Source organism: Streptomyces sp. NPDC000594 (assembly GCF_040299965.1).
Lineage (GTDB): Bacteria > Actinomycetota > Actinomycetes > Streptomycetales > Streptomycetaceae > Streptomyces.
Map to the genome: position 1 here is coordinate 179,770 of NZ_JBEPCY010000009.1, position 14,454 is coordinate 194,223.

14 protein-coding genes are annotated in these 14,454 nt (G+C 72.0%); 8 read left to right on the forward strand and 6 right to left on the reverse strand.

Features of this window, described 5'->3' with window-relative positions; genetic code table 11:
- Positions 1-288: 288 nt before the first annotated feature.
- Together ABT354_RS16120 and ABT354_RS16125 are read left to right on the forward strand one after the other, a co-directional pair.
- Positions 289-861 carry a TetR/AcrR family transcriptional regulator gene (locus tag ABT354_RS16120; RefSeq protein WP_351493980.1) on the forward strand — a complete coding sequence of 191 codons (573 nt, stop codon included), beginning with the start codon at positions 289-291 and terminating at the stop codon, positions 859-861.
- Positions 862-1,235: 374 nt separating this feature from the next.
- Positions 1,236-3,476: an MMPL family transporter gene (locus ABT354_RS16125; protein ID WP_351493982.1), complete on the forward strand. Its 2,241-nt coding sequence runs from the start codon at positions 1,236-1,238 to the stop codon at positions 3,474-3,476.
- Between the two features lie 146 nt (positions 3,477-3,622).
- Here ABT354_RS16125 and ABT354_RS16130 read toward each other — a convergent pair whose 3' ends face one another.
- Positions 3,623-3,973 carry an SsgA family sporulation/cell division regulator gene (locus ABT354_RS16130; RefSeq protein ID WP_351493984.1) on the reverse strand — a complete coding sequence of 117 codons (351 nt, stop codon included), beginning with the start codon at positions 3,971-3,973 and terminating at the stop codon, positions 3,623-3,625.
- 387 nt (positions 3,974-4,360) lie between these two features.
- Here ABT354_RS16130 and ABT354_RS16135 point away from each other — a divergent pair, with 387 nt between their 5' ends.
- The 5 genes from ABT354_RS16135 (at position 4,361) to ABT354_RS16155 (ending at position 9,020) form a co-directional block, all read left to right on the forward strand.
- Positions 4,361-5,419, forward strand: coding sequence for an energy-coupling factor ABC transporter permease (locus ABT354_RS16135; protein WP_351493986.1), 1,059 nt, complete (start codon positions 4,361-4,363; stop codon positions 5,417-5,419).
- A gap of 1 nt (position 5,420) precedes the next feature.
- Positions 5,421-6,185, forward strand: a complete 765-nt coding sequence (gene cbiQ, locus ABT354_RS16140; RefSeq protein ID WP_351493988.1) for a cobalt ECF transporter T component CbiQ — start codon at positions 5,421-5,423, stop codon at positions 6,183-6,185.
- Between the two features lie 71 nt (positions 6,186-6,256).
- Positions 6,257-7,006 (forward strand): energy-coupling factor ABC transporter ATP-binding protein, encoded by a 750-nt coding sequence (locus ABT354_RS16145; protein ID WP_351493990.1) that lies wholly within the window; start codon positions 6,257-6,259, stop codon positions 7,004-7,006.
- A gap of 65 nt (positions 7,007-7,071) precedes the next feature.
- Positions 7,072-8,229 (forward strand): serine hydrolase domain-containing protein, encoded by a 1,158-nt coding sequence (locus ABT354_RS16150; protein WP_351493993.1) that lies wholly within the window; start codon positions 7,072-7,074, stop codon positions 8,227-8,229.
- On the forward strand, positions 8,226-9,020 hold the full coding sequence (locus tag ABT354_RS16155) for an SDR family NAD(P)-dependent oxidoreductase (RefSeq protein WP_351493995.1): 795 nt from the start codon (positions 8,226-8,228) through the stop codon (positions 9,018-9,020). The genes ABT354_RS16150 and ABT354_RS16155 overlap by 4 nt, the downstream gene beginning before the upstream one ends.
- 53 nt (positions 9,021-9,073) lie before the next feature.
- Here the strand turns inward: ABT354_RS16155 and ABT354_RS16160 are convergent, their stop codons facing one another.
- Entirely contained in the window at positions 9,074-9,271 is a 198-nt protein-coding gene (locus ABT354_RS16160; protein ID WP_351493997.1) for a DUF397 domain-containing protein, read from the reverse strand.
- Entirely contained in the window at positions 9,250-10,092 is an 843-nt protein-coding gene (locus ABT354_RS16165) for a helix-turn-helix domain-containing protein (RefSeq protein ID WP_351493999.1), read from the reverse strand. The genes ABT354_RS16160 and ABT354_RS16165 overlap by 22 nt, the downstream gene beginning before the upstream one ends.
- A gap of 122 nt (positions 10,093-10,214) precedes the next feature.
- On the opposite strand from ABT354_RS16165, the gene ABT354_RS16170 reads away from it, so the two are divergent.
- Positions 10,215-10,511 carry a hypothetical protein gene (locus tag ABT354_RS16170; RefSeq protein WP_351494001.1) on the forward strand — a complete coding sequence of 99 codons (297 nt, stop codon included), beginning with the start codon at positions 10,215-10,217 and terminating at the stop codon, positions 10,509-10,511.
- 215 nt (positions 10,512-10,726) lie between these two features.
- Here ABT354_RS16170 and ABT354_RS16175 read toward each other — a convergent pair whose 3' ends face one another.
- From ABT354_RS16175 to ABT354_RS16185, 3 genes are read right to left on the reverse strand one after another with little or no spacing between them, the layout of a single operon-like run.
- Positions 10,727-11,620 carry an SDR family oxidoreductase gene (locus tag ABT354_RS16175; RefSeq protein ID WP_351494003.1) on the reverse strand — a complete coding sequence of 298 codons (894 nt, stop codon included), beginning with the start codon at positions 11,618-11,620 and terminating at the stop codon, positions 10,727-10,729.
- A complete protein-coding gene (locus tag ABT354_RS16180) occupies positions 11,617-12,570 on the reverse strand; it encodes an alpha/beta fold hydrolase (protein ID WP_351494005.1) in 954 nt (317 codons plus the stop codon). The genes ABT354_RS16175 and ABT354_RS16180 overlap by 4 nt, the downstream gene beginning before the upstream one ends.
- Positions 12,567-14,264 carry a flavin-containing monooxygenase gene (locus ABT354_RS16185; protein WP_351494007.1) on the reverse strand — a complete coding sequence of 566 codons (1,698 nt, stop codon included), beginning with the start codon at positions 14,262-14,264 and terminating at the stop codon, positions 12,567-12,569. The genes ABT354_RS16180 and ABT354_RS16185 overlap by 4 nt, the downstream gene beginning before the upstream one ends.
- Positions 14,265-14,454 lie beyond the last annotated feature (190 nt).

The following is a 14,454-nucleotide window of genomic DNA, read 5'->3' on the forward strand; positions in this document are numbered from 1 at the left end:
CCGGAGCCGTACCGGACCGGGCCGGCCGGACGGCGCCCCGGGCCCCGCCCTGCGCCCCGCTGAAATCCCGCTGAAGTCCTGCGGGATTTCCGCGGGATTCCCTGGGTGATCCCACCGGGCCCGCGCCCGCCGCACCCCCCATCACCTGGCGATATCACCGGAACAGGCCCTCTCGTGAGCGACACCACAAGCGAAACGATTTCGTTTCGCTCAACCTGTGGGCTACCTTTGGAGTCCAGGTGTACGAAACCGTTTCGTTCGAGCGAACAAGGGAAAGGAGGCCCGGTCATGACGACCCGGAGCCGACTCACCCCTGAGCGCGAGGTCGAGCTGTTTGAGGCGGTGCTCGATCTCCTCCGCGAGGTGGGGTACGGCGCCCTGACGATGGACGCCGTCGCCGCCCGCACCCGGTCCAGCAAGGCCACCCTCTACCGCCAGTGGGGCAGCAAGCCCCAGCTGGTCGCCACCGCGCTCCAGAAGTGCCCGCCCCACGACGTGCAGGTCGACACCGGCACGCTCCGCGGGGACTTCCACGAGATGATCAAGCTCACCGACGATCTCCAGCTGGAGAAGGACACCGCGCTGATGCGCGGCCTCTTCCAGGCGATCCATGAGTATCCCGACCTCCATGAGGCCATGCGGGAGCGGGTGATCGGCCCGGAGACCGGCGAGTTGAGGAAGGTGCTGGACCGCGCGATCGACCGCGGGGAGATCCGTCCGGACAATCCGGCGGTGGAGCTGGCGGCGTATACGCTGCTCGGCGCCTTCGTCGCCCGGGAGATCATCGACGACAAGGCGCCCGACCGGGAGTATCTGACCCGGTATGTCGACTCCGTCGTCCTTCCGGCGCTGGAGGCGTGATGGGCTCCACCGGACCGATACGCACCGCACCGCACCCGCCGCTTCCGCGACCCCGTTGCCGGGGTGCCGGAGGGGCCCCGTGCTGTCGTCACCACGACAGCACGGACCGGGTGTCCCCACCCCCGGAGTCCGGCGACCGACCCTGCTGACCGGAGCCGTCCCCACCGGCTCCCCCCGCGAACCCCTTCCCGGCACCCACCGGGAATCCCCGGCCACCCGCCGGGACGCCCTCCCGGCACCCACCGGAAGGGCCCGGACCCCGTCCGGAACCCGCTCAGCAGTACCGCAGCACCCGCACCTGACGCGCGCCGCTCTCGTCCGTCGGGCCGACTCCCCATGTCCTGTCTCGTCTCACTCAACGGGAGAAAGCCCTCGTGGCCACGTTTCTCTACAAGCTCGGCAGAAGCTCCTTCCGCCGACGCTGGATCGTCCTACTGACCTGGATAGCGCTCCTGGTGCTGGCCGGTGCGGGCGCCTCCGCCGCGGCCAAGGCCAAGGACCCCGGTTTCGCGCTGCCCGGAACCGAGTCCCAGCAGGCGTTCGACCTCATGGAAGAGCGCTTCCCCGGAGTCATGGCCGACGGTGCCGTCGGCCGTATGGTCTTCAAGGCCCCCGACGGCCAGAAGGTGACCGACGCCAAGTTCAAGTCGGAGATCACCAAGGCCGTCGACGGTCTGAAGGCGGGCTCGAAGCAGGTCGCCGACGCCGCCGACCCGTTCACCACGGACGCCGTCTCCAAGGACGGCTCCACCGCCTACATCACCGTCAGCTACAAGGCCAACGCCATGGAGCTGACCGACGACACCCGTGAGGCGCTCCAGAAGGCGGGCGAGCAGGCCCGCGACTCCGGGATGCAGGTCGAGATCGGCGGCGACGCCGCCATGGCCGAGATGGACCCGTCCTCCGCCGAGGCGGTGGGTATCGCCATCGCCGCGGTGGTGCTGGTCATCACCTTCGGCTCCATGGTGGCCGCCGGTCTGCCGCTGCTCACCGCCATCATCGGTGTGGGTATCGGTATCTCCTCGATCACCGCGCTCGCCAACGTCCTGGACCTGGGCACCACCACCGGCACCCTGGCGACGATGATCGGTCTCGCGGTCGGTATCGACTACGCGCTCTTCATCGTCTCCCGCTACCGGGCCGAGGTGGCCGACGGACACAGCCGTGAGGAAGCGATCGGCCGGGCGACCGGCACCGCGGGCTCCGCGGTGGTCTTCGCCGGTCTGACCGTCGTCATCGCCCTGTGCGGCCTCGCCGTCGTCAACATCCCGATCCTGACGAAGATGGGCTTCGCCGCCGCCGCGACCGTGGTCATCGCCGTCGTCATCGCGCTGACCCTGATACCCGCGCTGCTGGGCTTCGCCGGGAAGATGGCCTTCAGCCGCAAGACCCGCAAGGCCATGAAGGCGGGCGAGACGCCCACCGCCATCGCCGCCAAGGTCGCCGCAGGCAAGCCCAACGGCGGTACCCGCTGGGCCCGGTTCGTCCTGCGCCGCCCCGTCGCGGTGCTGGTCGTCGCGGTCGTCGGTCTCGGTGTGATCGCCGCACCGGTCTCCTCGCTCCAGCTGGGCCTGCCGGACGAGGGCGCCCAGGCGCCGTCGTCCAGCCCGCGCCAGGCGTACGACATGCTCTCCGAGGGCTTCGGTCCGGGCTTCAACGGCCCGCTGACGCTGGTCGTGGACGCCAAGAAGAGCGACGACCCCAAGGGTGCCGTCGACGAGATCACCGAGCGTCTGGGCAAGGTCGACGGGGTCGCCTTCGCGGCGCCCTCCCCGCTGAACAAGGCGGGCGACACCAGCATGATCACCGTGATCCCCGAGGACCGTCCGTCCTCCACCAAGACCGAGGACCTGGTCCACGAGATCCGTGAGGCCGGCGGCCCGGTCAAGTCGGTCGAGGGCACCTCGATCCTGGTCACCGGTGTCCCCGCGCTGAACATCGACTTCTCGCAGAAGATGAACGACGCGCTGGTCCCGTATCTGGCGCTGGTGGTGGGCCTCGCCTTCCTCCTGCTGATGCTGGTCTTCCGCTCCATCCTCGTCCCGCTCAAGGCGGCCCTGGGCTTCCTGCTCTCGGTCCTCGCGGCGCTGGGCGCGGTCGTCGCGGTCTTCCAGTGGGGCTGGATGGGCGAGCTGTTCAATGTCGAGCAGCCCGGCCCGATCATGTCGATGATGCCGATCTTCATGGTGGGTGTGGTCTTCGGTCTCGCCATGGACTACGAGGTGTTCCTGGTGACCCGGATGCGGGAGGCGTTCGTCCACGGCGAGCGGCCCGCCGATGCCGTGGTCACCGGCTTCCACCACGGGGCCCGGGTGGTCACCGCCGCCGCGGTCATCATGATCGGCGTCTTCGCCGGCTTCATCGGCTCGGGCGACCAGATGGTCACGATGATGGGCTTCGGTCTCGCCATCGCGGTCCTCTTCGACGCCTTCGTGGTCCGGATGGCGATCGTCCCCGCCGTGCTGGCGCTGCTCGGCGCCAAGGCGTGGTCGCTGCCGGCCTGGCTGGACCGGATCCTGCCCAATGTGGACGTGGAGGGTGAGAAGCTCTCGCAGCACCTCGCCGCCTCCCCGGAGGACCCGGACGAGGAGCGCCGCCGCCTGGTCGGCGTCTGATCGCTCCGATCACCACAGGGCCGTGCCCGCCACTCCTCAGGGAGCGGCGGGCACGGCCCTTTCCGTACGCGGCCCCTTCCGTACGCGGCCCCTTCCGTACCCGGCCCTTGTCGCACCCGGCCCTTTCCGTACCCGCCCAAAAGCCGCTAATCGATGGGCGCCCCGGCCGCCGCCGCATAGGTGTGCCGGATGAAGCGGCGCAGCGCGCTGGTGTCGAACTGCACCACGTCCACCCCGTCGGCGGTGTGGAACTCCACGACCGCCTGCACCCGCCCACAGGGCCAGACCTCCACATCGCCACTGCGGGCGGGGGCCCGCAGCCCGGTCTCCAGCACCTCGCGGGGCAGGGTCCAGTCGCTGCCGCTGGGGAAGGAGAAGTGGATGGCGCGGGGGTCCTCGGCCGGTTCGTAGCGGAGCGCCACCCTTACCGGGCGCGCCTGGGGAGCGTCGGTGACGATCCGGCCCCATGCGTGTTCCTCGACAGCCGTGGCGGACATCGAACGCTCCTCACATTTGTCTTATTCGTCATCTAATGTCCCATATTTTGGCGTGCGGGCACGAGCCCCGCCCGCGAGCGGTCCGCATCTACGACCGCAGCGCCCTTGCCAGCCCTGTGCGACAGGCCCACTATCGACGGAACGGTCCGTCCCCGCGCGCCCACGGCCCCCGGCTCCGTACCGCAGCCGCCCGGTAGTCGTCCGGTACGCCCCTGTGACGTCATGCGAACCCCCCGCGCTCCCGCTCAGGCCCTTCTCCCTGCCCCGGTACGCCCACCCGCGCCCCGTACGCACACGCCGACCCGTACGCCACCGGTACGCACCCGTACGCACCCGTACGTACACGCCGACACGCCTTCCACGCGTCTGTCCGATGCGGAGCCAGCCATGCACGTACCCGACGGATTCATCAACGCGCCCGTCTCCCTCGCCGCCGGGGTCGCGGCGGCCACCGCCCTCGGGATCTGCCTCCAGGGCGCCCGCCGCGACCTGGACGCACCCGCCGCCACCGGCCCCGGCGACCGGGGCGAACGCCTCGCCCCGCTCGCCGGACTCGTCGCCGCCTTCGTCTTCGCCGCGCAGATGCTGAACTTCCCCGTCGCGGGCGGCACCAGCGGCCATCTCCTCGGCGGGGCGCTCGCCTGCGCCCTGGCCGGCCCGTACACCGCGATCCTCTGTGTCACGGTCGTCCTGCTGGTCCAGGGCCTGCTCTTCGCCGACGGCGGACTCACCGCCCTCGGCGTCAATGTGCTGGTCATGGGCGTGGTCACGGTCCTCGTCGCCCAGGCCCTGCTGCGCGGGCTGCTCGCCGTGCTGCCCCGTACCCACCGCTCGGTCACCGCCGCCGCCTTCACCGCCGCCCTGGTCTCCGTCCCCGCCTCCGCCGTCGCCTTCACCCTGCTGTACGCGCTCGGCGGCACCACCGGGATCCCCCTCGGGACCGTCCTCGGCGCGATGGCCGGTGTCCATCTCCTGATCGGCGCCGGTGAGGCCGTGATCACCGCACTCACCGTGGGCGCGGTGCTCGCCGTCCGCCCCGACCTGGTCCATGCCGCCCGGGGCGTACACCGCCCCCTCCAGCTGGGCACCGCCCCGGCCCCTCCCCCGAAGACAGCCGCCCCACCCCGCCGCTTCCTGTTCGCCGGGCTCGCCGTCGCCGCCGTCCTCGCGGGCGGGGTCTCCTTCTACGCCTCCGCCAGCCCCGACGGACTGGAGAAGGTCGCCGCCGACCACGGCATGGACGAGCACGCCGAGGAGCACGCCGCCGCCGACTCCCCCCTCGCCGACTACGGCTTCGGCGATCTCACCGACGACCGGCTCGCCACCGGCCTCGCGGGGCTGACCGGGGTCGCCGTCACCGTCACCGCAGGCACCGCCGTCCTCTACCCGGTGGTGCGCCGCCGCCGCGCCGCCCGCCATGCCCGTACCCCCCGCCGGGACGGCTGAGATGGGCGCGGGCCATGCCCACCGGCTCCACCACCCCGGCACCTCCCCCGTCCACCGGCTCCCCGCCCCCTGCAAGATCCTCGCCACCCTGGGCCTCACCCTGGCCGTGACCGCGACCCCGCGCGAGGCGGTCTGGGCCTTCGGCGGGTACGCGCTGCTGATCGCCGCCGTCACCGCACTCGCCCGGCTGCCCTTCGGACTGGTCGCCCGGCGGCTGCTGATCGAGGTGCCGTTCATCGCCTTCGCCCTGCTGCTGCCGCTGACCGTGCCCGGCGAGACCACCCGGCTCCTCGGGCTCGATCTGAGCCTCCCCGGGCTCTGGGGCGCCTGGAACATCCTCGCCAAGGCCACCCTGGGCGTCGCCGCCTCCGTCGTCCTCGCCGCCACCACCGCGCCGACCGCCCTGCTCCTCGGCCTCCAGCGGCTCGGACTGCCCCCGCTCCTCCTCCAGATCGCCGCCTTCATGGTCCGTTACGCCGATCTCCTCACCGAGGAGTCCCGCCGGATGTCGATCGCCCGCCGCTCCCGGGGGTTCGAGGCCCGGGGACCCCACCACTGGCGGGTCCTGGCCGCGTCGGCGGGCGCGCTCTTCGTCCGGGCCTTCGAGCGCGGCGAGCGGGTCCATCTCGCCATGGTCAGTCGAGGGGGTACGGGGGCCCTGCCCCCGCTCGCCGACACCGCCGCCACCCGGGCCCAGTGGTGCTGCGCCCTCGCCCTCCCGGCAGCGGCCCTCGCCCTCTGTCTCATGGGGTGGACCACCCGGTGAACGGATCACCGGCGCACGGCGTACAGAGCACCGGCCGGGACAGCCATGACCGTACGACCGAAAGGGCCGGTATGACCACCGACTCCCTCCACATCAGCCGGCTCGCCTTCGCCTATCCCGACGGCCATCAGGCCCTCTTCGGCGTCGATCTGACCGTCGCCCGGGGCGAACGGGTCGCCCTCCTCGGCCCCAACGGCGCGGGCAAGACCACCCTCGCCCTCCATCTCAACGGCATCCTCGGCGGCGGCGCGGGCGAGGTCCGTATCGGCGGGCTCCCCGTCGGCCGGCCCCATCTCGCCGAGATACGGCGGAAGGTCGGCATCGTCTTCCAGGACCCCGACGACCAGCTCTTCATGCCCACCGTCCGCGACGACGTGGCCTTCGGCCCGGCGGCGGCCGGATTACGCGGCGACGCGCTCGACGCCCGGGTGCGCACCGCCCTCGACCGGGTCGGCATGGCCGACTGCGCCGACCGGCCCCCGCACCACCTCTCCTTCGGTCAGCGCCGCCGGGTCGCCCTCGCCACCGTCCTGGTGATGGAGCCGGAGATCCTCGTCCTGGACGAGCCCTCCTCCAACCTCGACCCCGCCTCCCGCCGGGAACTCGCCGACATCCTGCGCTCCCTGGCCGTCACCGTCCTGATGGTCACCCACGATCTCCCCTACGCCCTGGAGCTGTGTCCCCGTGCGGTGATCCTCAGCGACGGCGTGATCGTCGCCGACGGCCCCACCGGGGAACTCCTCACCGACACCGGTCTCCTCCACCGCCACCGTCTGGAGCTGCCCTTCGGCTTCGATCCGGCCGCCGCCCGCCCCCGCTGAACCGGCCGGCCCACCCGTCGTTGCACCATGGGGGTCGGCAGCGGCGGGAAGGGACACCGAGAGCAGTGGACGTCCAGGGCACGGTGGCGGAGGGCTTTGAGCCGGTACGCGCAGCGTTCGTACGCAACTTCGAGGAACGGGGCGAGCGGGGCGCGGCCGTCGCCGTCTACCACCACGGCCACAAGGTCGCCGACCTCTGGGCCGGGACCCGCGACGTGGACGGCGACGAGCCCTGGGCCGTGGACACCGCGCAGGTCGTGCGCTCGGTCACCAAGGGCGTCGCCGCCGCCGTGGTCCTCCTGCTCCACCAGCGCGGCCAGATCGACCTGGACGCCCCCGTCGGCACGTACTGGCCGGAGTTCACGGCGGCCGGCAAGGAACGGGTCCTGGTCCGCCATCTCCTCGCCCACCGCGCGGGGCTCCCGGCCCTGGACCACCCGCTCACCCCGGCGCAGGCGATCGACGGGGTCAGCGGCCCCGCCGCGATGGCCGCGCAGGCCCCCGCCTGGGCGCCGGGCGCCGACCACGGCTACCACCCGCAGAGCTTCAGCTGGCTGATCTCCGAACTGGTCCGCCGGGTCACCGGCCGCACCATCGGCCGCTGGGTCGCCGAGGAGATCGCCCGCCCCCTCGGCCTGGACTTCTGGATCGGGCTGCCCCCGGAGGAGGCCCACCGCGTGGGCCGGATCGGCCCGGTCGAGGAGCCCGCGACATCGCCCGGCCTCACCCTGCGCCCCAAACGCTCGGTCACCGACGCCTACCGCGACCCCGACTCCCTGACCCGCCGGGCCTTCGGGGTGATCGACCCGCTCCCCGACGAGAACGACCCCGCCTACCGCGCCGCCGAACTCCCCGCCTCCAACGGCATCTCCACCGCCCGCGCCGTGGCCCGCTTCTACGCGGCGACGATCGGCCCCGTCAACGGCCGCCCCCGCCTCTTCGCCCCGGCGACGCTCACCCTCGCCCGTACCGAGGAGTCCGCCGGGACCGACCGGGTCCTCGCCGTCCCCACCCGCTTCGGCCTCGGCTACATGCTCCACGGCGCGGCCTGCCCCCTGCTCGGCCCCGGCTCCTTCGGCCACCCGGGGCGCGGCGGCTCCCTGGGCTTCGCGGACCCGGAGTCCGGGATCGCCCTCGGCTATGTGACCAACGGTCTGCGTCAGGGAGTTACGGCGGATTCCCGTGGTCAGAGCTTGATCCGCGCTGTACGTTCAGCGCTATGACCGATGCGCTGAAACGTTTTGCGGGGTACGCGGCACTGATCACCGGCGGCGCCCGTGGTGTGGGCGAGGCCACCGCACGCCGCCTCGCCTCCGAGGGCGCCCGGGTCCTCATCGCCGACATCGACCCCGAGGCGGCACGGAAGACCGCCGCCGATATCCCCGGCGCCTCCTTCGTCGTCTGCGACGTGTCCGACACGGACCAGGTCGAGACGGCCGTCGCCCACGCCGTCGAGCACTTCGGCCGGCTCGATGTCCTGGTCAACAACGCCTTCGCCAACACCGACGACACCCCGCTGGTGGAGGACCAGCCCGAGGACTCCTGGAACCGGGTCATCGACATCTGCCTCACGGGCGCCTTCCGCTTCGCCCGCGCGGCGATGCCGCATCTGGAGGCGTCGGGCCGGGGCGCGATCGTCAACATCGGCTCCGTGAACGCGGAGGTCGACTTCGACGGCCACGCCTACAGCGCGGCCAAGGCGGGCCTCGCCTCCTTCACCCGCACGCTGGCGGGCCACGGCGGCCCGCGCGGGGTCCGGGTCAACCAGATCAACCCGGGCACGATCCACACCCGCGCCTGGGACGGCCGCGAACGCGGCATCGCCGAACTGGGCCGGGCCCTCTACCCCTTGGGCCGCGTCGGCCGACCCGAGGACGTGGCGAACGCGGTGGCCTTCCTGGCCTCCTCCGACGCCTCCTGGATCACGGGCACCACCCTGCGCGTGGACGGCGGCCTCCTCGCGGTGAACCAGTCCTTCCAGATGATCCTGTCCGCGACGGACGACGAAGCCTGATCCCACGGCACGGCCCCGGCGAGCACTCCACCCGCCGGGGCCGCGCGGTGAAATTACTCGCCCAGGTCCCGGACGAACGCGGTCCACGCGGGCGCACCGATGAGGAGCGCGGGCCCGGCGGGGACCTTGCTGTCCCGTACGGGGACGAGCCCGGGGAAGCCATCACTGACTTCGACGCAGCTCGCGCTCTGACCGTTGCTGTAGCTGGACTTGCGCCAGACGGCGCCGTTCAGGTCTGCTTCTCTGCGCATCGCTCGAATTCCTCCGCCACCGACTCGATCAGCTTCAGGGACGCCGCCGGGGACAGCGCGACGGCCCTGGCGTGATCGTAGGCTTTTCGATGCAGGGCAACCAGGGCCGGATCGTCCAACAACTGCCCCGACAAAGCGCCTTCTACATAGGCGACATCGGGGGCGTCGTCGAAGGACATCAGGGTGACCATTCCACCGGTGCACCCATGCGGCCCGGCCGAGAAGGGGACGACCTGGACCACAGCGCGATGGGACCGGACGACCTCGGCGAGCCTCCGCAGCTGTGCCGCCATGACGCTCGGCCCGCCCACCACCATGCGCAGCACGGTCTCATTCAGGATGACCCACATGTCGGGCTGATCGGGGTTCTTCAGGACGCCCTGGCGCTCCATCCGCCATTTGACGATCTCGTCCACCTTCTCCGCCCGGGCGGTCGGATTGCTGGACCGGACGACCGCGCGGGCGTAGTCCTCGGTCTGGAGCAGTCCGGGCACCAGGGTGCAGGCGTACTCGCAGATGACCTGGGCCAGCGTCTCCAGCTCGGCCGCGTCCGCGAAGTAGTCCTCATGGTTGTTCGTCTTCGTGGCCTTCGCCAGGCGTTCGAAGAAGCCGTCCGTGTTCAGCTCCTCGTCCAGCCGGACGGCGATCTCCTTCGTTAACCTCCGGCGGCCCACCTCGATCTGCCCGAGGTAGGAGCCGGAGATGAACATCCGGTTCCCCAGCTCCCGCTGGGAGAGTTTCTTGGCGTTACGCCGCCTTCGCAGCTCTTCGCCCAGGAAGTCCTTCGTGCGCCCCGTGTACGGGTTGTCCTCTTTGCCCATATTCTCAGCGCCCTTCACGTACAGGCGCGGTGCCGCGCCCTTTCCTCTTCCGGAGGCTAGCGGCGGAGCGTGATGCTTGAGCCACGTTCCGCGACAACACTCCCCAAGGAGGTGACGTTCTCGTGTTCCCCACGCACCATCCGCGCGAGACCGCTCCATCACCGATCCGGCACGAGGCCGAGGCCGCCTGGACCGTGAACCGTACGCTCGGCGCGCGGGTGGACCTGGTGGACTTCCATGACGGCGACGCCGAGGTCTACATCCCGCTGACCGTGTCGGACGGCAGCATGGGCCGTCCGACCGGGCTCTATCTCGCGCCGTACGAGGCGGGGGTGCTGGCGTCGGAGCTGATCGCGGCGTTGCGGAGGGCGAACGAGAACCGGCGCCCCCGGACGTTCCGGGAGAACCAGGCGACCTGACGCTCCCCTGATCCCCCGGGGTGGGGGGCTTCTCACAGGTGTGCGCCCCACCCCGGGCCTCTCCGCCTCCCGTCGCGGACCGCCCGCACAAACCCAGCCGGTCCGGCGTTTGAGGACGGACCTTGGCCCCGAGTCGGCTCGGGTGAGCGTCGGGGGCCAGCCCCCGAACCCCTGCTCCTCAATCGCCGGAGGGGCTTGATTTTGAGGTCCCCGCTTCAAACTCCCCCAGAGCGTCTGGACTCGGCGTCCGCCGCACCCCCCGCGCCCACCAGGCGATCCGCGTCCGGCGGGCCCTCCGCCAGGAGAGGGGCGGCACGGCGCATCTCGTAGCGGGACAGGGTGCCGAGGAGGGACGGGAGGAGCCCACGGAAGGGCTGGGTGCCGCGGATCCAGCCCTGGCCATAGACGTGCGCGGCACGGCGCTCGATGCCCTCGACCAGCCGCTCCGCCGCCGGACCGAGCGGATACGTCCGGTTCGCGGGCCACGGCAGCCGACGCCGCATCGCGCTCATGACCTCGTTCTCGTCCGCGCCCCGGACCATATCCGTATCGGTCCAGGAGAGATACGCGACGCCGACCCGCACCCCCCGGTGCCCCACCTCCGCGCGGAGCGCGTGCGCGAACGCCTCGACGCCCGCCTTGGAGGCGCAGTACGCGGTCATGAGCGGCATGGCGGCGATGGCCGCGAGGGAGGCGATCTGGAGGAAGTAGCCCCGGCTCTCGGCCAGCGCCGGAAGGAAGGCGCGGCCGGTGACCGCGCTGCCGATGAGGTTGACCTCGATGACCCGGCGCCAGACGAGGGGGTCGGAGCCGTCGAGGGGACCCCCCGCCGCGACCCCCGCGTTGGCGACCACGATGTCGACCTTGCCGAAGCGCTCCTTGACCTCGGCCGCGACGCGGGCCATGGCCTCGTGGTCGGTGACGTCGGCGTGCCACCAGTCGCCCTCGGTGTGGAGCCGCGCGGCGACCCGCTTCAGCTCGTCGGGTTCGAGCCCGACGAGGGCGACCGTGGCCCCGCGCGCGGAGAGTTTGCGGGCGACGATCTCACCGAGGCCCCGCGCCGCCCCGGTGACGACGGCGACCTGCCCGTCCAGCGACACCCGGCTCACGCGGCGGTTTCCCGTTCACTCGTACCGTTCGTACCCGTCGTACCGTTCACACGGTCCGTACCCCGCGCCCGCACCGGCAGATGGTCCCGGGCGAGCCCCCGGATCAGCGAGGACACCGTCAGCGGGCTCTCCACCGGGGTCATATGGCCCGCGCCGGAGATCTCCACCAGCTCCACGCAGTCGGGCAGCAGCGCCGCGAGCCGCCGGGCGTGGACCATGGGGGTGAGCCGGTCCTCGGTGCCCGCGGCGACCACCGTGGGGACCTCCAGGGCCCGTACCCCGGCCGTGAGGTCGAGCGTGGCGAGTATCCCCGCCCAGTCGGCCCGTACCCGCCGGGGACAGGCGTGGACGATCCGCGCGCACTCGGCGACCCGTTCCCGCGGCGCCCCCGCCGCCATCGTGGCGTAGCGGAGCAGCAGCCGGGAGAGCGGGGTGACCGGGCCCATGGGCGCGGTGGTGCCGAGGATCGAGAGGGTGAGCCGGCGGCGCAGGGGACCGCGCCGCAGCGGGAGGACGCGGGCCTCGTCCACCAGGTGGGAGCCCCCCGTGCTGAGGAGCAGCACCGCCGCGGTGTGGTCGCGGAAGACGGCCCGGCGGGCGGCGGCCATGATGGTCATGCCGCCCATGGAGTGCCCGGCGACCACCGCCTTCTCGCCGGGTTCGAGCACGGCGGCGAGCACGGCCTCCAGATCGTCGGCGAGGTGTTCCGTCCCGGTGGGGGCGGCGGGGGTACGGCCGTGTCCGCGCTGGTCGTAGACGACGACCCGGTACTCCGCGGACAGCTCGCGTATCTGCTCGTTCCAGAACTCCGTGGAGCAGGTCCAGCCGTGGACCAGGACGAGCGGGGGCGCGCCCCGCTCCCCGTACACCCGGGTGTGCACCCGTGAGCCGTCGGCGGAGACGGCGTACAGGGTGTGGTGGTCGACACCGCCGAGCAGGTCGCGGCTCATCGGGCGGCCCCGGTCGCGGCGGCGCCGGAGGCGGGCAGGGGGGTGTCCCGTGGGCTCCGGACGCGGAGGATGTCGTACTCGGCGAGGTCGACCTCGCGGGTCAGCCGGCGGAACTCGCCGGTGGTGCCGGGCCAGACGGTGGTGTTGCGGCCCTGGGCGTCCAGGTACCAGCTGGTGCAGCCGCCGGTGTTCCACACGGTCCGCCGCATCCGCTGCTGGATCTCGCGGTTCCACTCCGTCTGCGCGGCCGGGCGGACCGCGAGCGCGGTGCCCCCGCCGAGGACGGCCAGCTGTCGCAGATAGTCGGCCATGTAGTTCAGCTGGGACTCGATCATCAGGATCATCGAGGAGTTCCCGAGGCCGGTATTGGGGCCGATGATCGTCATCCAGTTGGGGAAGCCCGCCGTGGTGGCGCCGCGCAGCGCCTGCATGCCGTCCTTCCGCCATGCCTCCGCGAGGGTGTGCCCGTCCGCGCCGGTGACCCGTTCCGCGATGGGGATGTCGGTGACGCGGAACCCCGTACCGAAGATGATCACATCGGCCTCGGCCCGGGAGCCGTCGGCGGCGATCAGGGTGGAGCCGGAGACCTCCTGGAGTCCGGAGGCGACCACCTCGACATTGGGGCGGGCGAGGGCGGGGTAGTACTCGTTGGAGAGCAGGATGCGCTTGCAGCCGATGCGGTACGAGGGGGTCAGCTTGGCGCGCAGCTCCGGGTCCTTCACGGACTTGGCGAGGTTGGCACGGGAGAGCGCCTCCACCGGGCCGAGCCGGGAGGGGTGCCGGGTGAAGGCGGACACCTGGAGTTCGCGGATGCCCCAGAGCAGGCCGCGCCGCACGGTGCCGGTGAGGGGCAGCCGCCGGTGGAGCCAGCGTTCCGCCTCGCTGATCCGCCGGTCCACCCGGGGCATCACCCAGGGCGGGGTCCGCTGGAAGAGGGTGAGCCGGCCGACCAGGGGCTGGATCGCGGGCACGATCTGGGCCGCCGAGGCGCCGGTGCCGATCATGGCGACCCGTTTGCCTGCGAGGTCGAGGTCATGGCGCCAGCGGGCGGAGTGGAAGACCTCGCCGGGGAAGTCCTCGATCCCGGGGACCTCGGGGATCTTCGGGTCGGAGAGCGGGCCGGTCGCGGAGACCACGACCTCCGCGGTGAGGACGCCCCGGCCGGTCTCGATCGTCCAGCGCAGCTCGGTCTCGTCCCAGGTCAGCCGGAGCACCTCATGGCCGAGGCGGAGATGGGGGCGGAGCCGGAAGACATCGGTGACATGTTCCAGATAGGCGCGGATGTGCCCCTGGCCGGAAAAGGTGCGGGGCCAGTCGGGGTTGGGTGCGAAGGAGAAGGAGTAGAGGTGGGACGGGACGTCGCAGGTGCACCCCGGGTAGCTGTTGTCGCGCCAGGTGCCGCCCACGGAGTCGGCGCGCTCCAGGACGACGAAGTCGGTGACGCCCTCGCGGCGCAGCCGGACGGCGGCGCCGATGCCGCCGAATCCGGCGCCTATGACGGCGACGCGGACATGGCCGAGATGCTCCCCGGCCCGATCGCCCGTCCGGTCGGCGGGGCGGTCGCCGGGCCGGTCGGCGGGGCGGTCGGCGGGGCGGTCGTCCGTCCGGTCGCCGGGCCGGTCGCCCGGGTGTTCGCGCTCGTGCTCGGTTCCGTGCGGATGCTCGTCGTGCTGCTCGTGTCGCTGCCGGCTCATGCTGCCGCCTCCCACTGAACGCCCCGACCGAACGTCACGACCGGGTCCGTGTCCCCGCCCCCGTTCAAGGGTCGCGATCCGGGGGTGCCTTGGTTCCGGACCGGCGACCTTGCCAGTAATCACTGGCGCAATAGGGGAGAGTAGAGCAGCCGGATACCAAGCGGTAGGGGTCGGACCCGCCAAGTTACTG